At 71.3% G+C, this 20,259-nt stretch carries 18 protein-coding genes; 9 read left to right on the plus strand and 9 right to left on the minus strand.

From position 1 onward, the window contains the following. Positions 1 to 26: 26 nt before the first annotated feature. From BM290_RS38655 to BM290_RS38675, 5 genes are read left to right on the plus strand one after another with little or no spacing between them, the layout of a single operon-like run. Positions 27 to 950: an STM4015 family protein gene (locus BM290_RS38655; RefSeq protein ID WP_093620919.1), complete on the plus strand. Its 924-nt coding sequence runs from the start codon at positions 27 to 29 to the stop codon at positions 948 to 950. Next, positions 950 to 2,050 carry an STM4014 family protein gene (locus BM290_RS38660; RefSeq protein ID WP_093620920.1) on the plus strand — a complete coding sequence of 367 codons (1,101 nt, stop codon included), beginning with the start codon at positions 950 to 952 and terminating at the stop codon, positions 2,048 to 2,050. Before BM290_RS38655 ends, BM290_RS38660 begins: the two co-directional genes overlap by 1 nt. Further along, positions 2,038 to 2,835 carry an STM4013/SEN3800 family hydrolase gene (locus tag BM290_RS38665; protein ID WP_093620921.1) on the plus strand — a complete coding sequence of 266 codons (798 nt, stop codon included), beginning with the start codon at positions 2,038 to 2,040 and terminating at the stop codon, positions 2,833 to 2,835. Before BM290_RS38660 ends, BM290_RS38665 begins: the two co-directional genes overlap by 13 nt. After that, positions 2,832 to 4,133, plus strand: a complete 1,302-nt coding sequence (locus BM290_RS38670; RefSeq protein WP_093620922.1) for an STM4012 family radical SAM protein — start codon at positions 2,832 to 2,834, stop codon at positions 4,131 to 4,133. The genes BM290_RS38665 and BM290_RS38670 overlap by 4 nt, the downstream gene beginning before the upstream one ends. Then, positions 4,130 to 5,029, plus strand: a complete 900-nt coding sequence (locus BM290_RS38675) for an STM4011 family radical SAM protein (protein WP_093620923.1) — start codon at positions 4,130 to 4,132, stop codon at positions 5,027 to 5,029. The genes BM290_RS38670 and BM290_RS38675 overlap by 4 nt, the downstream gene beginning before the upstream one ends. Positions 5,030 to 5,112: 83 nt before the next feature. Here the strand turns inward: BM290_RS38675 and BM290_RS38680 are convergent, their stop codons facing one another. Further along, a complete protein-coding gene (locus BM290_RS38680) occupies positions 5,113 to 6,471 on the minus strand; it encodes a DUF6745 domain-containing protein (RefSeq protein WP_093620924.1) in 1,359 nt (452 codons plus the stop codon). A gap of 11 nt (positions 6,472 to 6,482) precedes the next feature. Then, positions 6,483 to 6,800, minus strand: a complete 318-nt coding sequence (locus BM290_RS38685) for a hypothetical protein (protein ID WP_093620925.1) — start codon at positions 6,798 to 6,800, stop codon at positions 6,483 to 6,485. 365 nt (positions 6,801 to 7,165) lie between these two features. Here BM290_RS38685 and BM290_RS38690 point away from each other — a divergent pair, with 365 nt between their 5' ends. Next, positions 7,166 to 8,569 carry an IS110 family RNA-guided transposase gene (locus BM290_RS38690; protein ID WP_203779752.1) on the plus strand — a complete coding sequence of 468 codons (1,404 nt, stop codon included), beginning with the start codon at positions 7,166 to 7,168 and terminating at the stop codon, positions 8,567 to 8,569. 57 nt (positions 8,570 to 8,626) lie between these two features. Here the strand turns inward: BM290_RS38690 and BM290_RS38695 are convergent, their stop codons facing one another. Then, positions 8,627 to 10,522, minus strand: a complete 1,896-nt coding sequence (locus BM290_RS38695; protein ID WP_239144017.1) for a serine/threonine protein kinase — start codon at positions 10,520 to 10,522, stop codon at positions 8,627 to 8,629. Positions 10,523 to 10,646: 124 nt separating this feature from the next. On the opposite strand from BM290_RS38695, the gene BM290_RS38700 reads away from it, so the two are divergent. Further along, positions 10,647 to 11,519 carry a PP2C family protein-serine/threonine phosphatase gene (locus BM290_RS38700; RefSeq protein WP_093620927.1) on the plus strand — a complete coding sequence of 291 codons (873 nt, stop codon included), beginning with the start codon at positions 10,647 to 10,649 and terminating at the stop codon, positions 11,517 to 11,519. On the opposite strand, the gene BM290_RS38705 is transcribed toward BM290_RS38700, so the two are convergent. Together BM290_RS38705 and BM290_RS38710 are read right to left on the minus strand one after the other, a co-directional pair. Then, positions 11,512 to 11,745 carry a DUF3817 domain-containing protein gene (locus BM290_RS38705; RefSeq protein ID WP_093620928.1) on the minus strand — a complete coding sequence of 78 codons (234 nt, stop codon included), beginning with the start codon at positions 11,743 to 11,745 and terminating at the stop codon, positions 11,512 to 11,514. The genes BM290_RS38700 and BM290_RS38705 overlap by 8 nt on opposite strands. Then, positions 11,742 to 12,158, minus strand: coding sequence for a hypothetical protein (locus BM290_RS38710; RefSeq protein ID WP_093620929.1), 417 nt, complete (start codon positions 12,156 to 12,158; stop codon positions 11,742 to 11,744). The genes BM290_RS38705 and BM290_RS38710 overlap by 4 nt, the downstream gene beginning before the upstream one ends. Before the next feature lie 534 nt (positions 12,159 to 12,692). Here BM290_RS38710 and BM290_RS38715 point away from each other — a divergent pair. Beyond that, positions 12,693 to 13,652 (plus strand): GlxA family transcriptional regulator, encoded by a 960-nt coding sequence (locus BM290_RS38715; RefSeq protein ID WP_093620984.1) that lies wholly within the window; start codon positions 12,693 to 12,695, stop codon positions 13,650 to 13,652. Between the two features lie 87 nt (positions 13,653 to 13,739). On the opposite strand, the gene BM290_RS38720 is transcribed toward BM290_RS38715, so the two are convergent. The 3 genes from BM290_RS38720 to BM290_RS38730 all read right to left on the minus strand — a co-directional run bounded on the left by BM290_RS38720 (position 13,740) and on the right by BM290_RS38730 (position 16,567). Then, positions 13,740 to 14,909, minus strand: coding sequence for a zinc-dependent alcohol dehydrogenase (locus BM290_RS38720; RefSeq protein WP_093620930.1), 1,170 nt, complete (start codon positions 14,907 to 14,909; stop codon positions 13,740 to 13,742). Beyond that, positions 14,906 to 15,328: a hypothetical protein gene (locus BM290_RS38725; RefSeq protein WP_093620931.1), complete on the minus strand. Its 423-nt coding sequence runs from the start codon at positions 15,326 to 15,328 to the stop codon at positions 14,906 to 14,908. The genes BM290_RS38720 and BM290_RS38725 overlap by 4 nt, the downstream gene beginning before the upstream one ends. A 93-nt stretch (positions 15,329 to 15,421) precedes the next feature. Then, positions 15,422 to 16,567, minus strand: a complete 1,146-nt coding sequence (locus BM290_RS38730; RefSeq protein ID WP_203779760.1) for an endonuclease — start codon at positions 16,565 to 16,567, stop codon at positions 15,422 to 15,424. Positions 16,568 to 16,790: 223 nt separating this feature from the next. On the opposite strand from BM290_RS38730, the gene BM290_RS38735 reads away from it, so the two are divergent. Continuing rightward, positions 16,791 to 17,585 (plus strand): alpha/beta hydrolase, encoded by a 795-nt coding sequence (locus tag BM290_RS38735; RefSeq protein WP_093620933.1) that lies wholly within the window; start codon positions 16,791 to 16,793, stop codon positions 17,583 to 17,585. On the opposite strand, the gene BM290_RS38740 is transcribed toward BM290_RS38735, so the two are convergent. Beyond that, the gene (locus tag BM290_RS38740; protein ID WP_239144021.1) at positions 17,582 to 20,257 is read right to left on the minus strand and encodes an ATP-binding protein; all 2,676 of its coding nucleotides are present in this window, start codon (positions 20,255 to 20,257) and stop codon (positions 17,582 to 17,584) included. The two genes, BM290_RS38735 and BM290_RS38740, sit on opposite strands and share 4 nt — an antisense overlap. Positions 20,258 to 20,259 lie beyond the last annotated feature (2 nt).

Genomic DNA, 20,259 nt, shown 5'->3' on the forward strand with positions numbered 1-20,259 from the left:
CGTCAGTGACAGGCTAGGGGAGTCCTGTGGGCATTTACGAGCACGTGGAGATCTTCGCGGGGTTGCCCGTGGTCGATGCCGGCGACGCGGAGGCGACCGTCGCCGATCCGGGCGCCGTCGCCTGGCGGATCAGCATGGAGGAGTTCGAGGCTCCGCCGGAGGAGTTCGAGGCCGCGTTCGAGCAGCTGCTGCAGCGCACCGGCCCGGCCGGCCCGACGGCGCTGGTGGTCGGCGAGTGGGGGTCCGCCTACGACAGCCCGTTCCCCTATCAGCTGCTCGTCGACAACGTGGTCCGGCTGAGCGGGCTGCGGGCGCTGTTCGTCGGTGATCTGACCGGCGAGGAGTGTGAGATCTCCTGGATCGATCAGGCCGACATCACCCCGGTGATCGAGGCGTTCCCGGCCCTGGAGCGTCTGTGGATCCGTGGCTCGGAGAGTCTCGAGCTCAAGCCGGTGCGTCACGAGGGCTTGCGTGAGCTGGTCTTCCAATCCGGTGGCCTGCCCGCCGAGGTGGTCCGGGCGGTCGCCGCGAGTGACCTGCCCAACCTGACGCATCTGGAGCTGTGGCTGGGTGTCGATCAGTATGGTGGCGACGCCCGCGCCGACGATCTGGCCCCAATCCTGGCCGGCCGGTCCCTGCCCGCCCTCACCTACCTGGGCCTACGTAACGCCGAGATCGCCGAGGAGGTCGCGACGGCCGTCGCCGCCGCGCCGATCGTCGCCCGGCTGACCGATCTTGATCTGTCGCTGGGTGTGCTCGGCGACACCGGCGCGGAGACTCTGCTGGCCGGGCAGTCGCTCACCCACCTACGCCGGCTCGACCTCAGCCACCACTTCATGTCCGCCGAGATGGCGCAGCGGGTGGTCGACGAGTTGCCCGGCGTCGAGGTGGACGTGTCCGACCCACAGCAGGAAGAGGAGTGGGGCCGCTACACCGCGGTGTCCGAGTAGTGCGCCTCGCCGTCGTCGGAAACCCGGACAACCGCCGGGTGACCATGTTCACCGAGGCCGTTCTGCGGGCCGGCCTCCCCGCACCGGCTGTTCACCCGTGGCGTGCGGTGCTGTCGTCCGGTCTCGTCCCCGCCGTCGATCCGGGCACGTTCGTGCGGATCGAGTCGCCCGGCGAGGATGCCGAGGTCGACCGGCTGCTGCGCGAGATCGGCGGCGGCCGGCCCGCGATGCCGGCCGAGCACGGCGAGATCGTGGGGTCGGCGGCGGCGTTCGCCGGGCTGCGGTGGGCGCTCGACCGGATCGCGGCCGGCGGTGGCCTGTTGCTCAGCCGGCCGGCCGACATCCTGACGATGAGTGACAAGCCACGCTGCCACGCGCTGCTGTCGGCGGCCGGCCTTCCGGTGCCTCCCGCGCTGCCGCCGGTCCACGACTACGCGTCGCTGCGGGCGGCGATGGCCGACGCCGGCTGGAGCCGGGTGTTCGTGAAACCCGCGCATGGTTCCTCGGCGTCCGGTGTGCTGGCCTTCGCGACGGCGGGGCGGCGGGTCACCGCGGCCACGTCGGTCGAGATCAGCGGTGACAAGATCTTCAACAATCTGCGGGTACGCCGTTACGACGACGAAGCGTCGATCAGGACGGTCGTCGACCGGCTCGGCCCGGACGGTCTGCACGTGGAGCGGTGGTTCCCGAAAGCGGCTCTCGGTGACCGTGTCCTGGACCTGCGGGTCGTCGTGATCGCCGGCGAGCCACGGCACGTGGTGGTCCGCACCAGCCGTTCCCCGATGACGAACCTGCACCTCGGCAATGCCCGCGGCGACGTGCCGGCGGTCCGGGCCGCCGCCGGTGAGCGCGCCTGGGCCGCGGCGATGGAGACGTGTGCCCGGGTCGCGGCGTGTTTCCCGGGCACCCTGCACGCCGGTGTGGACCTGATGTTCCGGGCCGGCTGGCGCGACCACGCGGTGGCCGAGGTGAACGCGTTCGGCGATCTGCTCCCCCGGGTCTTGGCCGGCGGCCTCGACACCTACGACGCCCAGGTGGCCGCCCTGGCCCGGGGCTGGTCACCCGTTCGCGAGGGGGTGGCGGTTCCGTGCGGGGGCTGATCGGGAGTCATGACCTGCTGTTCGTCACGCTGGACACGTTGCGGTATGACATCGCCGTGGAGTGTCTGGAGGGCGGGCGTACGCCGTACCTCCAGAAGGTTCTGCCCGGCGGGATGTGGGAGCGGCGGCACACTCCGGCGAGTTTCACCTACGCCGCGCATCATGCGTTCTTCGCCGGGTTCCTGCCGACGCCGGTGACGCCGGGGCCGCACGAGCGGATGTTCGCGGCGAGGTTCGGTGGCAGTGAGACGAGCGGTCCGGGCACGTTCGTCTTCGACGCCCCGGATCTGCCGACCGGCCTGGCCGCAGCCGGATATCACACGGTCTGCCTGGGCGGTGTCGGTTTCTTCAATCCGGCGGCGCCGCTGGGCCGGGTGCTGCCCGGCCTGTTCGCGGAGGCGCACTGGGAGCGGGCGTTCGGGGTGACCGCTCCGGACTGTCTCGGCGCCCAGATCGACCGTCTCGCCATGATCATCGAAGGGTTGCCCGTGGAGCGTCCCCTGTTCACCTTCGTCAACGTGGCCGCCCTGCACCAGCCGAACAAGCATTACCTGTCCGGCGCCACGGACGACGGCCCGGCCACGCACGCCGCCGCCCTGGAGTATGTCGACGGCCGCCTCGACCGCTTGTTCGCCCTGGTCACCAGCCGGGGGCGGCCCTGTCAGGTGATCATCTGCTCCGATCACGGCACGCTCTACGGCGAGGACGGCCACACCGGTCACCGTGTCGCCCACGAGGCCGTGTGGACGGTTCCGTACGCCGATTTCATCCTGGACGCCCGGTGAACCTCGACTCCCCCTATCAGGGCTACCTCTACGCCTATCCGCACAAGACCGCCTATCGGCGGCTCGACCCCCGGCCGCTGCTGCGGGACGTGTGGGCGGACGAGCCGCAGGACTCCCTCTTCGGGTACGTGCATCTGCCGTTCTGTGAGATGCGGTGCGGCTTCTGCAACCTGTTCACCCGCGCCAACCCGCCCGCCGAGCAGGTCACCGCCTATCTGGCCCAGCTGCGTCACCAGGGGGCCGCGATCCGTGACGGTCTCGGCCCGTCGGCGTCGTTCTCGCGCCTGGCGATCGGCGGCGGCACCCCCACCTACCTGACCGCTCCCGAGTTGGAGGAGCTGTTCACCGTCGTGGCCGGCGTGTTCGGCGCCGGGCCGGTGCCGCTGTCGGTGGAGACGTCGCCGGCCACGGCCACCGCGGACCGGCTGGCGGTGCTCGCCGCCCACGGGACCACCCGGGTCAGCATCGGGGTGCAGAGCTTCCTCGACGCCGAGGCGCGGGCCGCCGGCCGGCCACAGCGGCTGACCGAGGTGATGGCCGCGCTGCAGACGATCCGCGACGCCCGGATCCCGGTGCTCAACGTCGACCTGATCTACGGCATCGACGGGCAGACCGCCGAGACGTGGCAGCACTCGCTGGACGAGGCGCTGCGCTGGCGGCCCGAGGAGCTGTATCTGTATCCGCTGTACGTGCGGCCGCTGACCGGGCTGGGCCGCCGCGCCCACGCCCGCGCCGACTGGGACAGGCAGCGCCTCGACCTGTACCGGCAGGCTGTCGGCGTGCTCACCGCCGCCGGTTACGTGCGGCACTCGATGCGCCAGTTCCGCCGGGCCGACGCGCCCGTCCCGGACGGCCCGGATTACTGCTGCCAGGACGACGGCATGGTGGGGCTGGGCTGCGGCGCCCGGTCGTACACGACGAATCTGCACTATTCGTTCGACTACGCGGTGGCGGTGCCCGAGGTCCGCGCGGTCCTCACCGATTACCTGTCCCGGCCGGCCGGCGATTTCCGGTACGCGGAGTTCGGTTTCCACCTCGACGAGGTCGAGCAGCGGCGCCGATGGCTGCTGAAGTCCCTGCTGCGGGCCGAGGGGGTCGACGCCGCCGCCTACCGGAAACGGTTCGGCACCGACCACACCGGCGACTTCTCGCAGCTCAACGAGCTGGTCGACCGCGGCTGGCTGGACGAGACGAGGACCGTGCTCACCGCGGCCGGGCTGGACCATTCGGACGCCGTCGGCCCATGGCTGGTCTCCGGCGACGTCCGCGCGGCGATGGGAGCCTACGTCCCGCGATGACCACGTTCCTTCCGCTGCTGCCGGTCCGCGAGGATCTCTACGTGCTGTACCGCGGACCGCTCGCGAGCTGCAACTACGACTGCCCGTACTGCCCGTTCGCCAAGCGGGTCGACCCACCGGAGCTGCTGCGCGCCGACCGGGCCGACCTGGAGCGCTTCGCCGGCTGGGTGGAGGCGACCACCGACCGGCGGCTGTCGGTGCTGTTCACGCCGTGGGGCGAGGGCCTGACCCGATCGTGGTACAGGGAGACGATCGTCCGCCTGTCCCACCTGCCACACGTCGCGAGGGTCGCCATCCAGACCAACCTGGCCGCCCGGACCGGCTGGCTCGCCGGCGCCGACCCGCGGGTGGCGGCACTGTGGGCGACCTATCACCCCGGCCAGGTGACGAGGGAGCGGTTCCTGGCCCGATGCCGTGAGCTCCTCGGGCTGGGCATCCGGTTCTCGGTCGGCGTGGTCGGCCTCCCCGATCATCATGCCGAGGCGGTCGCGTTGCGGGCCGCGCTGCCACCGGAGGTCTACCTGTGGGTGAACGCCGCCGAGGGGCACGTCTACACCTCCGCTGAGGAAGCGCGTTGGACCGCCCTGGATCCCCGCTTCGGCGACAGCGTCCGGCCGCACCCGTCGCTGGGCGAGCCGTGTCACGCCGGCGAGACCGCCATCTCGGTCCTCGGTGACGGCACGGTGCGCCGCTGCCACTTCATCAAGACCCCGATCGGCAACCTCTACGACGGTACGTGGCGCGCCGCCCTTCAGCCACGCCCGTGCACCAACGGGCTGTGCGACTGTCACATCGGCTACGTCCATCTGAAGCCCCTGGAACTACGGGACGTCTACGCCGACGGCCTCCTCGAACGCATCCCGGCCGTCTGGCCGCAGCCGGCCACGCGTCCCTGATCGGTCGCCGGTCAGGGACGCGGGTTGCTGGTGGAACGCACGATGATCTGCCAGGCGTGCCCGGCCGGGGCGCCGGCCGGGCCTCATGTCTGGACCAGTGGCTGGTACTCCTCGGCAGTCAGACCGAACGTCCAGGCCACGCCCTCGCGGGCGCTCCTGGTGCGAGGTGGGACGCGCAGCCAGTAGATCCGGCTCGTGCCGTCGGGCTCCGGCGTCGAGTTGACCACCTCGACCATGACCAGGGGCTCGTCGCCGGGAAGATCGAGATACCACAAGGTGCCGGTCTCGTCGGAGCCCAGTTTGCGGGCGCCCGCGTCACGCAGGTAGCGGTCGTAGCCGTAGTGCTCCAGCATCACCCGCCGGATCTCGGCGTTGCCCTCCGACCTGATCCGGTCGATGGTGAGGGCCGGGAGCTCGGAAGCCAGATCGGCGGGAATGGGCATGCCACGCCACGCCCAGAGGCCGTAGCCGTCGCGGAACTCCAGGGCCGCGCCCTCACCGCGGTGCAGGCGGCCGACGTTGTCGCGGGTCAGGGTCGTGGGGCGGTCGGTGAGCACGGCGGCCGTCTCGTTCGCCCACCACCAGCCGGCGTTCCGGGCCACCGCTGCCAGGCCCGCCAGACCGGTCATCAGCCCGGCCTCCGGGAACAGGCGGTCGGCGGCCTCGAAGGTGGACAGCCACGGGCCGTCGTGCTGGCCGTAGATGGCGTCGAGCACCGGCATCCGTGCCGCCCGGCCGTCGTCGCCGGGGAAGGCCGCTGCCAGGTCCTCGCCGAGGCGCAACCGCAGCCGCCCGGCGATCAGGTCCATGACCAGTCCCCAGGACCGGCGGCCGGCGGCGGCGCTGAGCTGCGCCCAGCCGTCGCTGCCCAGGGTCTCGACAGCCGCTCTGCGCGCGGCGGCCCACGGCTCGGTCCGCACCTGACGGCGCAGCGACGGACCGGCCGTCTCCCCGGGGACCCATCCCTGCCGCAGAAGCTCGCCGACCACCTCGGCGAGCAGGTCGGCGCCCGGCCCCGAGCCACCGGATGCCGCCGAGCCGGGCGACGCAGCCGCCACGACACGGGCGGACAAAGGCGCGGAGGAGGCCGCCGGCGGCGCGGCAAACGCAGCCGACGACGTGGACGGAGTCGACGACGACGCGGCAGTGACGGCGACGGGGTCAGCAGAGGCGGCGGGAGGCGTGACGGCGGGAGGCGTGACGGCGGGTGGGAGATCGGGCACGGACAGACGACCGGAGAGCAGGGCGACCGCCACCGCGCCGGCGCGTGGGGAGCCGAACCAGTAGATCCGGTCGGGGGCCTCATGTCCGGCCAGGAGATACGAGTCCCGTACCCCCTTTTCGGCGGCCTCTCGTGTCGCATCGCCGGTCTGGACCGCGGCGGCCAGCCACTGGTCCTCGATGGCGGCCGCCATCGCCTCCTGGGCGTGGGTCAGCTTCATGTCGCGCTCCCTCAGTCCGCCACCGGGCGGAACGCACCCGGAATGTACTCACGCTGGCGCACCACCCGGTAGTGGCCGGAGGGCAGCGAGATCGGCCCGTGCTCCTCGTGGGTGACCCGGCCGTGCGACGGCACGTCGAGGAACATGCTGTCCGGATCGTCGAGATCGGCGAGGAGCTGCAGGCCGGGGCCGCCGACCACGTGGGCGTGACCGGTGGCCTCACCGCGGGCCAGCACCATCCGGCCTCGGCGGTCGCGGGGCACCGGCGCGCACGCCGGCACCTCATCCTGCGGCACCGGAATGATCAGCACGTCACCCTGCCGGTACATCCCCGGCCTCCCCTCGCTGCCCCTACCCTGACGCGCGGAACGCTATCGCCGGGGTATGACATTTAGCTTTGGTGTTGGGCCTTGAAGATCGATTCGGGGCTTCGTAGGGTGCGTCGGGTCGGGTTCTTCCGGTACGGCTCGGTATACGACTGGTAGCACCGCTTCGCGGTGACTCCTGATTAATGATCGATCGGCTGGCAGGGCCGCCCGGCGCACGTGATCCCTGTTCGGAAACCCGCGGCCGCGACACGAGCTTCGATGGACCGCTGCTACCGAATGTCTGGATGGCACCCCTGCGGAGCGTGCGCGGCGAGTCGTGACGGACAGGCCCCGACCGTGATGACACGCCGGAAGGGAAAGGTGACGTGCGGCTGCGTTTGGGCATCGACGTGGCATGTAAGGCAGCGCACCAGGTGAGCTGCACCGACGAGACCGGCCGGTTCCTGTTCTCCGGCCGCCGGTTCCGGACCACCGTCGAGGACCTGGAGAAACTGTGGGTGAGCCTGCCGGCCGCCGACGAGGTCCTGGTCGTGCTGGAACCCACCCGCAACGCATGGGTGCCGCTGGCCGCGTGGCTGCGCGCTCACGGGGCGAAGGTGGCCCTGGTCCCACCGGAACAGTCCGCTGACCTGCGCGACTACTACCACAAGCACACCAAGAACGATCGCCTCGACTCCCGGGTGCTGGCCCGGCTGCCGCTGCTGCACCCGGAAGGGCTGAGGGTCCTCGGCGACGACGAGCTCGGCCCGGCTGACCCGCTGCGGCGAGCCACCCGGCGGCGCCGGTCGCTGGTGAAACGACGCACGGCCATCTACGCGCGTCTGGATGCGCTGCTGGAACTGCTCGGCCCACACTGGGCCGACACTCTCGGAAGCGGCGAGTACTCCAAGACCGCCCTGACCCTGCTGGAACGCACCGGCGGCGACCCGCACGCCCTCAAACGACTGGGCCGGAAACGGCTGACCGCCCTGCTCGTGCGGACCAGCCGCGGCCAGTGGCGTGACGACCACGCCGAGACGATCCTGCACGCCGCCGAGCAGAGCCTGCGGCTCTGGGCCGCCGGCGGCCTGGACTTCACCGAACTCAGCCACGACCTGTCCGGTGAAGCCCGCCTCGCCCTGCAACTGAGCACCGAGATCGACGGCCTCGACGACCGGATCGGCGTGCTCTACGAAGAAGCCGACCCAGCCGGGCTGCTCACCACCGCGCCCGGTCTGGCCGTCACATCCGCCGCCACAATCCTGGCCGGGCTCGGCGACCCGGACCGGTTCACCACCCTTGCCGGGGTCCGCTCGTTCACCGGCCTGGTCCCCAAACTCGACGAATCCGGCACCAGCAGCCGCTACGGACCACCCACCAAAGCCGGCGACCCCGCCCTGCGAGAGGCCCTGTTCAACGCCGCCGACCGGGCCCGCAAGACCGACCCCACCCTGGCCGCCCGCTACCAACGCCTCATCCAGGCCGGCAAACACCACAACTCAGCGTTGTGCACTCGCGCCGCCGTGCTCGTCACCCGGCTGGCCGCCTGCTGGCGCTCACGCACCCCTTACCAACTCCACGATGTCGACGGCCGGCCCATCACCGCCGCCGAGGGCCGCACCATCTGCGCCACCCGCTACCAGGTCACCGACGCCGACCGCGCCAAAAACCGGTCCCAACGCGCCGCCCAAAGGCAGAAACAAGGAACAGGCCGGCGCAGAAAGGAGTCGCGAAGCGCTCCGGCAGCCGGCCCGTCCACGAACCACATTAACCACCTGCCGGCAGCTTGACATCCGTTAGGAACTCATTTTCGGCCGCCGGCCCCGGGACCTGCGGAAATCCGGGGCTCAGTGCAGGTTCAGGCGGGCGACCGCGGTCACCTTGCCACCGCGGATGGTGACCAGGGCGGGGAACGGTGACGGCTCGTCGAGGGTGGAGAACTCGTCGAAGCTCACCTCGCACGTCCCGGCCAGGGTCGCCGGGTCGGTGCATCTGCGCTCGTTCGGCCGGAAGTCGAGGTAGACCGGCCGGGCGGCGATCGGCAGGCTGGCGCGGAGTCCGCTGGTCACCGGCACGTACTTGTTCTGGCATTTCGGCGAGGTGAGTTCGAGGCGGCGACAGTATTCGGCGCCGGTCGGGTATTCGGCGGGTTCGGCGATCGCGACCCGGCCGCGGTCGTAGACCATGTGCATGGCGGCCACGAGTTCGGCGTCGCCGGTGAGGAAGCCGGGCGCCGGGGGTATCGCCGGATCCGTGCCGGACCGCAGCTGCGCGTCGGCATAGGTGACCGACCCGCCCGTCACACCGAACAGCACCCGCCCGCTGACCAGCGACGACTCGTCCAGCGGCCCGGTCAGGACGGTCTCGCCGTCGATGCTCACGGTGGCCTGGCGTTCGGCGGCGACCACCTGCAGGAGGTGAGCCTTGCCGGTCGCGGTGGCCCGGTCCGCACTCGCGACGGGTGTCGCGTCGCCGTCGATACGGGCCGCGAGACCGACCCGGTCCGGGCAGACGGTGACCTGGTAGGCGCCGGGGAACGTTTCCTCGGTGCCGGCCCGGAACCAGATCGTGGCGCAGGACCGGGCGTTTCCCAGCGTCGCGCGCACGCTGATGTTCTGGCTCGGCGGGAAGACGATCTGCTGGTAGTCGCCGCACATCATGGGATCGGCAGAAGTCGATGTCACACGCAGACCGCCACCGGCGTACGCGCAGCGCCCGGCCTCGTTCCCGGCGACACTGAACAGGCTGTCGGTGCGCAGCGAGTCGAAGACGGCGGGGCCGGTGACGACCTCGGGAGCGGCCGGTGGCGGATCCTCGGAGAGCGTCGGCCGGAGGGCGAGTCCGGCGACCACGGCCACCGCGACCACGGCCGTCGCGGCGGCGGCGGCCGTCACGAGCCGGCGGCGCCCCGGGCGACGGCGGTGCCCGGTGGTGAACCGTCCGGACTGCTGAGCGGCTTCGGCGGAACGCTGGATCTCGACGGGCAGCGGCGGGGCGCTGGGCGCACCGGTGACGAGCAGGCGATCGAGGAGTTCGGGAGCGGTGGGCCGGTTCGCCGGCTCCTTCTCGAGGGCGGCGGCGACAAGCTCGGCGAGGTACGGCGGAAGGTCCCCGACCCTGGGTGGCTGGGTGAGGATGCGCGCCGCCGTGACCGCCGGGCTGTCCCCGCCGAACGGGGTGCGCCCGGTGCCCGCGAACGTCACCACGGCACCCCAGGCGAACACGTCGACGGCCGGCGTGGGCAGGCGATCGGTCTCGGCGTCGAGGCGCTCCGGGGCCATGTAGGCGAGCGTCCCGACGACCTGGTCCGCGCGGGTGTGGAAGCTCGTCGGGTCGAGCGGCCGGGCGATCCCGAAGTCGATGACCTTGGGGGTGCCGAGGGCGAACAGCACGTTGCGCGGTTTCAGGTCACGGTGGACGACACCGGCCCCATGAATGGCGGCGAGCGCGGCCGCCACGCCGACCGACACGCCGTGCAGGCTCCCGCCGGTCAGCGGACCCTGGTCGGCGACGACCTCGTCGAGGCTCGGGCCGTCGACATACTCGACGACGAGATACGGCGTGTCGTGGTCGGGGTCGGCGTCGAGCACCTCGGCCGTGCAGAACGGCGGCACCTCGCGCGCCCGGTTGACCTCGCTGCGGAACCGGGCCCGGTACTCGGGCTCGTGAGCATACTCCGGGCGGATGACCTTGACCGCGACGAGCCGCCCGGCCGGGTCCTCGGCCAGGTACACGGATCCCATCCCGCCCGCACCCAGACGGCGCAGTGTCCGATAACGGCCGATGGACCGCGGATCGGTGGGTCGCAGTGGATCTGCCACGGGTTGGCAACCTACCGCACGCCGCCCGGCGATTTAACCTTCGGTAATGGAGTTCACGGATGCGACATGGTTCGTCGGGCCTCGGCGCCTCACCGTGACGGCGGGCACCGTCGTCGGTAATCGCTACCCCGCCAACTTCGACGTCCTGCATCTCGACGCGGCACGACCACTCGCGGTGGTGGCCGACGGGATGGGCGACGGGCCGGGCAGCACGGCCGCGGGACGCACCGCCGTCGAGGTCTTCCTCCGCGAAACGACACGCGAGACCGGCCGGGCGGGCATGGAGGAGCCGGCGACGGCGAGCGGGCCGGCGACGGCGAGCGGGCCGACGACGGCGAGCGGGCCGACGACGGCGAGCGGGCCGACGACGGCGAGCGGGCCGACGACGGCGAGCGGGCCGACGACGGCGAGCGGGCCGACGGCACTGCGGGCCGCGGTGGCCGAGGTGCAGCGGGCGGTCCGGGAAGCGGGCCGTGCCATCGCCGGATTGACCGGCTGCACGCTGACCGCTTTCGTCGGTGACACCGACGGATCCGCGTGGCTGGTGCAGCTCGGTGACTCGCGGGCCTACCGGCTGCGGGACGGCGTGTTCGAGTTGCTGACGTCCGACCACACGGCGGCCTGGCTGGGACTTCTCAACGCGTGGTATGCGGCGGACTCGCGGGAGGCCTACCGCGACCGGCACCGTCTGACCCGCTTCGCGGGACATCCCGGCATGCCGGAGCCCGATCTGATCAACGTCAGCCTGCGTCCGGGTGACCGATTCCTTCTGTGTACGGACGGAGTCTCCGACCAGATCCACGACCGCCGTCTGGCCGAGGCCCTGACCGAGCGGATCACCGTGACCGAGTTGCTGGCCGAGACGCTGGACCACGGCGGCGACGACAACGCCACCGCCGTGATGATCGTGGTCAGCTGATCCGGCGCAGCACGAGCACTCCACCTATCCCGGGGATCAACGCGAGAAGCCGCGTGCGCATCGGCTGCATCCTCAGGTTCAAAGTCAAGATCACGACGATGAGGTACGCACACCCGTGCACCGGTCCACATGTTGACGTGATCGCGTCAACATGTACGGTCAACATATTGATCAACAATGTTGACAGCGAGACGAGTTCAACCCACGCGGCAATCCGCATCGTCATGCTCCCGTCGTCGAACCGGGCCGCACGATCATCAACACTGTGACGGTCGCCCACAACAGGTTGAAAATCCCGGTGAGCATTCCGAGCCGATCCGCCTGGCCGTCAACGAGAGCACGCTCCTGACCGGGAATGATCAGCAGCCCCAGGATCAGCGCGGCGACCAGGGTGAGGCCGATCGAGGTCAACAGCCAGGCGTCGCCGAGTACGCCGAGACTGCTCGCGGTGGCCAGTCCGAACACCGGAACGGCCACCCCGACCACGCCGTAGACCCGGCAGATCCGGTGCAGCAGCCGCAGGCGGTCACCCGTCCCGTCACGTCGTGCCACGGCCGGGAACATGCTGGCGGCGACAGTGACCGGACCGATCGCGACGATCGCGGCGAGCACGTGCAGAGAGAGGAGCAGTTTCGTCACGCCGGGGACGCTATGCCCGTTTCCCGACCGCCGGAACTGGCAGGATTGCCCACCCTCAACGGATTCTGGCCAGCAACGTCGCCATTTAGGTAGCCGCCCCTGCCGAAGCACCGCCGAGCCACCCGACATCGGTCACCACCGCCGACGCCACCCATGGATGCCCTGGCCACCGTTGATCCACCCGACGGGCGCCACCGTCGCCATCGACCGATGCGGCTCGGGGTTGACGGGAGTCCACGGGGCCGGACGCCGACGCAAGGAGGCCAGCAGGCGAAACCAGCATGAGAGGCGACGGCGCCGGACACCGACGCAGAGAGGCCGGCGTGAGCGGCAACGGCAGCAGACGCCGACGCAAGAAGACACCAGCATGAGAGGCGACCGCACCGGACACCGACGCAGAGAGGCCGGCGTGGGCGGCGCCGGACGCCGGCGCCAGGAGGCCGGCAGGCGAGACCAGCATGGGCGGCGACGGGGCCCGAGGCCGACGTAGGGAGGCGGCATGAAAGGCCGACGTAGGGTGGCCGCATGAAGGATGTGCACGTCGTTGCTGTGCTCGCTCTCGACGGGGTCATCCCGTTCGACCTGTCGACGCCGATCGAGGTGTTCAGCCGGGTGCGGGCGGCCGACGGCGGCATCCCCTACGAGGTGCGGGTCTGTGCGGCTACCCCGTCGGTCGACGCCGGGGTGTTCCGGGTGGAGGCGCCGTGGGGGCTGGACGTGCTGCTCGAAGCGGACACGATCATCCTGCCGGGGTGTGCCGACACCGGGGTGGCCGTACCGCTGGAGGTTGTCGATCATCTGCGGAAAGCCGCCGCCGCCGGCGCCCGGATCGCCTCCGTCTGCGCCGGAGCGTTCGTCCTGGCCGCCACCGGGCTGCTCGACGGACTGCGCGCGACCACCCACTGGCTGGCCGCCGCCGAGCTGGCCGCCCGGTTCCCGGAGATCGACGTCGACCCGGATGTGCTCTATGTCGACAACGGGCAGTTCCTGACGTCGGCCGGTGCGGCTGCGGGCCTTGATCTGTGTCTCTATCTGATCAGGCGTGATCACGGTTCGGCGGTCGCGGCCGATGCTGCCCGGCTGTCGGTGATGCCGTTGGAGCGTGAGGGTGGGCAGGCGCAGTTCATCATTCCGGCGGCGCCGCCGACCCCGCGCGGCGCCGGGCTGGAGCCGTTGCTGCAATGGATGCAGGACAACACCGATGTCGATCTCACGCTGAGCGATCTGGCCACGCGTTCCGGCATGAGTGTCCGGACGTTGAACCGCCGCTTCCGGGAGCAGACCGGGACGACGCCGCTGCAATGGCTGCTCCGTGCCCGGGTCCGGCGCGCCCAGCACCTGCTCGAAGCCACTGATCAGCCCGTCGAGACGATCGCCGCCCAGGTGGGTTTCGGCTCGCCGACCGCTTTCCGGGACCGTTTCAAACGCATCGTCGGCACGAGCCCGCACGGGTACCGTGCCACGTTCCGCAGCCGGGCCACCGCCACGCGCTGAGACGGCTCGCCCAGGGCCGCGTCACCACGCACGCCGCCGGGGGCTACGAGCCGTCAGGAGACGGAGACCGTCAAGGGACGCAGACCGTCAAGGGATGAAGACCGCCCGTACACAATCGTCGTCCTTGTCCTTGAACATGCGGTAACCCCGCGGCGCCTCGTCCAGCGGCATCACGTGGGTCGCCAGATGCTCGGTGACCAGTTCACCCTTGGCCATCCGGTCGAGCAGCATCGGGATGTAGCGCTGTCCGTGCATCTGCGCGCCGCGGACGGTGAGGCCTTTGTTCATCAGCGCGCCGAGCGGGAACTTGTCCACGAACCCGGCGTAGACGCCGAGGACGAAGACCGAGCCACCCTTGCGGCAGGCGTGGATGGCGTCGCGGACCGCGACCGGCCGGTCGGTCTGCAACCGCAGCTGCTGTTTCAGCTGGTCGTATCCGAACTGCGGCCCCGGCGAGTGCGCCTCCATGCCGACCGCCTCGATGCACACGTCCGGTCCCCGGCCGCCGCTGCGTTCGCGCAGTTCGCCGGCGATGTCGTCGCGTTCGTAGTTCAGGGTCTCGGCGCCGGCGTGCTGCCGTGCCTGGGCCAGCCGGTTCTCCAGCCGGTCGATGACGATCACCCGGTCGGCGCCGAGCAGCACGGCGGCGCGGGCGGCCATCTGCCCGACCGCGCCGGCGCCCCACACCGCGACCACGTCGCCGGGTTTCACCCCGGACAGGTCGGCGCCCATCCAGCCGGTGGACGCCGAGTCGGAGGCGAACAGCGCCCGCTCGTCACTGACCGCGTCCGGGATTCCGAACGCTCCGACGTCGGCGAACGGGACCCGGATGTACTCGGCGTGGCTGCCGGCGTTGCCGCCCATGGCGTGCGAGTACCCGAAACAGCCGCTCGGCGCCTGCCCCCACAGCGTCTCGGTGATCGCCGGGTTGGTGTTGCCGTTGTCGCACAGCGAGTACAGCTTCTGGTCGCAGTACCAGCAGTTGCCGCAGGAGATGAAGGACGACACCACCACCCGGTCGCCGGCCCGGTGGTTGCGCACGTCCGGGCCGGTCTCGACGACCTCGCCGATGAACTCGTGGCCGAGGACGTCACCCTTCTCCATGAACGGGATGTACCCGCCAAGCAGGTGCAGGTCGGAACCGCACGTGACGGTCCTGGTGACCTTGACGATGACGTCGCCCGGGTTGCGCAGCTGCGGGTCGGGGACGGTCCCGACGGCCAGCTTGTTCACACCCTGCCACTGCAGCGCTCTCACAGCAGACCTCCTTCACGTCCGTGCTGGGTGGCCATCTGCAACGGCCGGTTGAGCGCGGTCGGCACGGTCGTCGGCGGACCGGACGGCAGCAGGACGTCGCCGGCTTCCAGCAGCGAACGGGTCTCTCGCAGAGCGCGGCGCACCTCGCCGTCGGTGACCGAGGAGCCTTCGGGGATCCGTACCGCGATCTCCGTCCCGCGCCCGCCCGGCGCTTCCGCCAGCCGGATCTCGACGCCGTCGGTGATCTCTTTCAGGGATCCCGGTAGTTGGGTGACCTCCAGCTCGGCCAGCGGCCGAAACACCGTGACCACATGACTGCGCCGGTGCGGCCGGCGGCGGCCGCGACGCTGGACGGCGACCACCGCGGCCCCGGCGGCGACCGGCCCGGCGATCATCAGAAGCTTTCCGGTTCGATTCATCCGCGCCGCATACCACCCCTCCGGCCGGCTAAACGGCCGGGAATGACGCGGCCACCGCCACTGCGGTGGCGGTGGCCGCGCTGGGGGGCCGGGTCAGCCGAAGATCGAGGCGACCCACTCCGGGTGGTCGATGAACGGGTTCCGGTTGTGCTGGTACGTCGAGTAGATGAGCTGGTTGCGGGCCTTCTCCGCGCTGTCCGGCGGGTCGGCGTTGTGCCAGGCGATCAGGGTGGAGAGCTTCCCGGTGTACGGGACGCTGCCGTTGCCGGTGACGTTGTTGACCTCGAGGTCGGCGAAGCCGTCGTCACCGGAGTAGCGGACCGCCATGTAGAACAGCATCCGAGCCACGTCGCCCTTGACCGCGGCGCGGGGTTCCCACGAGTCGGAGTCGGAGTAGTTGCCGGAGGCGCCGGAGACCGCGCTGCCGCCGTTGTCGAAGTCGAGGTTGCCGCGGAGCGCGTTGATCGTCACGTCCTCGGGGCGCAGGTGGTGCAGGTCGGTGCCGGGGCCGGCGCCGGTGCCGAAGTCGCCGTGCGACTGGGGCCAGACGTGTTCCCGGTTCCAGTTGCCGCTGCTGCCGCCGTTGAGGGTCTTGGAGCGGCTGATGCCGGAGTAGAACAGTTTGACGTTCGACGAGTTGGACGGGTCCTGGTCGGTGACCTTGAGGGCGTCCCAGACCCCGTCGTACGACAGCTTCGTGATGCCGCTGGACGTGATGGTGTGCAGCGCCGATTTGAGGCTGGTGCCGGACTTGCCGAGCGCCGACGCGTAGTAGGTGTCGGTGGTGCTGGTGGCCGTCGGCGTGGCGGTGGCCGTCGCGGTGGGGCTGGTGGTGGAGCCGGTTCCGAGGCTCATCGCGGTCGGCGACTTGAGGCCGGCGTGCGCGAAGTACGCGGTGAGCGTCCCGGTGACGGTGAGCTTCTTGCCGATCAGCGACGGGTTGGTGAGCAGCCCGAACGATGCCCGGTAGGAGCTGGTGACCTGGACGTACAGCATGCTGCCGGTGCTGGTCGTCGAGGCGCTGTCGGCGAGCGCGAGGGCGGTGTCGCCGGTGAAGCCGCTGAACCGGACCGTGTCGGTGGCGGTGGGCTCGCCGACGATGTATCCGGTGACCGTGGCACTGGCGCCGGTCTGGCTGCTGATCGCCTGCGCGACGGTCAGGGTGGCGGCGGCCGCCGGCCGGGGGAATCCGAAGACGGTGATCGACGCGACGAGGATGCCGGTGAGGGCGGGGATCATCAGCGCGACGATGCGCCGATGTCGAGGTACGGGACCGGGCATGGGGGGCTCCGTTCGCCGAGCTGTATAGACAGGCTTCAGTGTGGGCGAACCGTCCCCGAGGGGTCTCATACCACTTCGGTCATACGCGGAATCCTGTGAAAGTTCTGCCGGATGTTCTGCCTGGCCCGCCCGGTGAGCCGCTGATTCGATGAGGGGACAGCGACAAGGGGAGCACACACCGATGAGCACGATCGTTCTGATTCACGGCCTCTGGGTCACGCCGCGCAGCTGGGAACACTGGATCCCGTACTACCGGGCCAAGGGGCACACCGTCGTGGCGCCCGCCTACCCCGGCTTCGAGGTGGAGGTCGAGGCGCTGCGGGCCGACCCGACGGTGATCGCCGAGCTGACCGTCCCGGAGACGGTCGCCCACCTGGAACAGGTGATCACCGCGCTGCCGGAGAAGCCGATCCTGATCGGGCACTCGTTCGGCGGCACGCTGACGCAGCTGTTGCTGGACCGGGGCCACGGCGCGGCCGGCGTGGTGATCGACTCGGCGCCGCCGGAAGGCATCCGGGTGACACCGCCGTCGCAGCTGAAGTCGCTGTTCCCGATCCTCAACAACCCGGCGAAGCGGCACCAGGCGGCCGGGTTCACGCCCGAGCAGTTCCACTACGCGTTCACCAACACGCTGCCCGAGGACGCGGCGCGGGAGACCTACGACCGGTACGCGATCCCGGCGCCCGGCAGCTGGGTGTGGAGTTACGGGCTGATCGCCAACTTCAAGCCCGGCAAGCAGGAGACCTGGGTGGACTTCCACAACGAGAACCGGGCGCCGCTGCTGTTCATCGCCGGCGGCAAGGACCACATCATGCCGCCGGCGGTCAACCGGTCGAACGCCAATCATTACCAGGCGCCGGGCACGGTCACCGAGTTCCACGAGTTCCCCGAACGGTCACACTGGACCTGTGGCGAGCCGGGCTGGGAGGCCGTCGCCGACTACGCCCTGGAGTGGGCGCTCAAGCACGCACGCTAGGCCCGGAGGGCCCCGGCGAGCTGGGCTCGCCGGGTCACCCCGAGTTTCGGGTAGATGCGGTACAGGTGCGAGCCGACCGTACGGTGCGACAGGAAAAGCCGCTCGGCGATCTGCCGGTTCGTCAGGCCCTCGGCGGCGAGTGCGGCGATCTGCAGCTCCTGCGGGGACAGCCGCTCGCGGGCCGACGACACCCGCCGGCTGCTGCTCTCGCCGGTGGCCCGCAGTTCGGCCCGGGCCATCTCGGCCCACGGCACGGCGCCGAGCTCGTCGAACGTGTTCCGGGCGGAACGCAGCAGGTCACGGGCCTCGGCGGTGTGGTGGCGGCGGCGTTCGACCCGGCCGCGATGCAACTGCAACCGGGCCCGATAGAGCGGCCACCGGGAGACGGCCGGCCCCAGAGGCGCGTCGTCGAGGACGACGGCGGCGTACTCGGCGGCGACCTCGATGATGGGCGCCCGGACAAGATCAGGCAAACCCGCGATGAGGGTACGGACCTCGGGCACCCGTTGTGCGGCCAGAGCGGCGTCGAGCAGCTCCGGAACCAGCCACCACCGCATGTACCGGTGGTACGTCGGCGACGCCGGGTCGAAAGCGCGCGCCAGTACGGCGTACGCCTGCTGATTCTCCCCGCGGAAGAGATGGACCAGACCGCGTGCCTGGACCCGCGCCGAGTGGATGTAGCTCATGCCCGCGGCGAGCGGGCTGGTCGCGACCTCGTCGAGGAGCCGCTCGGCGGTGTCCAGGTCACCGCGCATCGCGGCGATCGCGCCGGTGCTGGTCCGGGACGCGACCGCGTAGAACGCCTCGCCGGTCTCCCGCGCCAGCACCCCCGACTCGGTGAGCTCGGCGATCGCCTGGTCCCAGTCACCGAGCCACAGACGTCCCCAGTTCGCGCTGGTCAGCAGCCGGACGATCACCGCCATCCGGCCCTGGGCGCGGGCGTCGGCGACGGCCGCGTCCAGCCACGCCGAGCTGCGGCCGAAGTCGCCGAGCACCAGGGCGGCGCTGCCGAGGAACCGCAGCGTGTCCGGCCCGCCGCCGGCCTGCGCCACCCGGTGCAGCCGGTCCAGGATCTCCGCGCCGCGTTGCTCCGGCACGGTGTAGGCGATCAGCGCCAGCGCGAGCGGGTCGTCGCCCTCGGCGTCGGCGAGAGCCGCGATCCGGGCCCGCGCCTCGGCGGTCTCCGGGCCAGTCGCCTGGAAGAAGCACCGGGACGCGGCCCGCCACAGCAGCTGCAGACAGACCTGCGGGCTGCCGGCGTCACGAGCGGCGACCGCCCGGTCGATCAGCTCCCGCACCCGCTGCGCCGGATCGCGGAACTGACCGAACCGCACCACCTCCAGCACGTTCGCGAGCCGGGCCTCCTCGACCGGGCCGAGCGCCGAAAGATCACTCTCGGTGAGCAGGCGTTCGACCTCGTGGCGGGCGCCGACCTCGCTGGCCAGCTCGGCGGCCCGCAGCACCAGCGCGGTGGCCGCGGCCGGCTGCTCGGTCAGCTCACCGGCCCGGTGCAGGGCCGCCACCGCCGACATGGTGGCGCCGCGCTGCCGGGCCTGCCCGGCGTAGCGTTCCAGCTCGCCGGCCAGGTCACGGTCGGGGCCGAGGGTGGCCGAGGCGAGGTGCCACAGCCGGCGGTCGGGGAAGTCGGCGAGCTGGCCGGCCAGGCGCCGGTGCACGTCGAGCCGGGCCGCGAGCGGCGCCCGCTGATAGACGGCCGACCGCATGAGCGGATGCCGGAACCGCAACGCCGGCCCGGCCACCTCGATCAGGCCCGCGTCGATGGCCCGCTGCGCGTCACCCAGCGTCACCGGCTCACCGGCCACCTCGGTGGCGGCGGCGAGCAGCCGCGGCACATCACACGCCGCATCCGCGGCCAGGGTCAACAGCAGAGCACCCTCGCGTACGCCCAGACCGCTCGCCCGTGCCGCGAACGCCGCCTCCAACCGGCTGTTCAGCGGCAACGGACCCGCCGTGGCGATCACCGGCGCGCTGCGCGGCAGCTCCACCAGCGCGAGCGGGTTGCCGGCCGCCTCGGCGAGGAACCGCTCCCGCACCGACGGCGACAGCTGCGGCGCGTGCGTGTCGAGCAGCGCCGCCGCGTCCGCCGCGGTGAGCCGGCCCAGCTCCAGATCGGGCAGGTCGGTGCGGCGCTGCGGGTCGTCGAGCGCCACCGTGCGAGTGCCTCCCACGGCGAGGACCGCGTCGCTGCCGACCCGCCGGCCGACGAACGCCATGACGTCGGCGCTCGCCTTGTCCAGCCAGTGCAGGTCGTCGATGACCAGGACGATCGGCTTCTCGGCGGCGGCGTCGACGATCGCGTCCAGGGCGGCCAGGGCCACCGCGTACAGATCCGGCTGCCCCGGCTCCAGGCCGAAGGCGGCCCGCAGCGCCGCGCGATGGACCGGCGGCAGGCCGCCGATCGCGGCCGACAGCGGATACAGCAGCTGGTGCAGCGCGGCATAGGGCAGGCGCGACTCGCTCTCCACACCGGCGGCGGCCAGCACCCGCATCCCACAATCCTCAGCGGTACGGGCCAGCCAGCTCAGCAGCGCCGTCTTCCCGATCCCCGGCTCACCGCGGATGACCAGGGCGCTGCCCCGCTGCGCGGCGGTCTGGTCCAGCAGGCGGCCCAGCAGCGCCACCTCGCCGTCCCGTCCGACCAGCCCCGCCATCC

This window comes from Actinoplanes philippinensis (assembly GCF_900113015.1).
Classification (GTDB): Bacteria; Actinomycetota; Actinomycetes; order Mycobacteriales; family Micromonosporaceae; genus Actinoplanes; species Actinoplanes philippinensis.

Bases quoted from the DNA above. Each gene is read 5' to 3' on its own strand.
- BM290_RS38675 (WP_093620923.1), top strand. From the start codon at position 4,130: ATGACCACGTTCCTTCCGCTGCTGCCGGTCCGCGAGGATCTCTACGTG.
- BM290_RS38680 (WP_093620924.1), bottom strand. From the start codon at position 6,471: ATGAAGCTGACCCACGCCCAGGAGGCGATGGCGGCCGCCATCGAGGAC.
- BM290_RS38685 (WP_093620925.1), bottom strand. From the start codon at position 6,800: ATGTACCGGCAGGGTGACGTGCTGATCATTCCGGTGCCGCAGGATGAG.
- BM290_RS38695 (WP_239144017.1), bottom strand. From the start codon at position 10,522: ATGGGATCCGTGTACCTGGCCGAGGACCCGGCCGGGCGGCTCGTCGCG.
- BM290_RS38700 (WP_093620927.1), top strand. From the start codon at position 10,647: ATGGAGTTCACGGATGCGACATGGTTCGTCGGGCCTCGGCGCCTCACC.
- BM290_RS38705 (WP_093620928.1), bottom strand. From the start codon at position 11,745: ATGACGATGCGGATTGCCGCGTGGGTTGAACTCGTCTCGCTGTCAACA.
- BM290_RS38725 (WP_093620931.1), bottom strand. From the start codon at position 15,328: ATGAATCGAACCGGAAAGCTTCTGATGATCGCCGGGCCGGTCGCCGCC.
- BM290_RS38730 (WP_203779760.1), bottom strand. From the start codon at position 16,567: ATGATCCCCGCCCTCACCGGCATCCTCGTCGCGTCGATCACCGTCTTC.
- BM290_RS38735 (WP_093620933.1), top strand. From the start codon at position 16,791: ATGAGCACGATCGTTCTGATTCACGGCCTCTGGGTCACGCCGCGCAGC.
- BM290_RS38740 (WP_239144021.1), bottom strand. From the start codon at position 20,257: ATGGCGGGGCTGGTCGGACGGGACGGCGAGGTGGCGCTGCTGGGCCGC.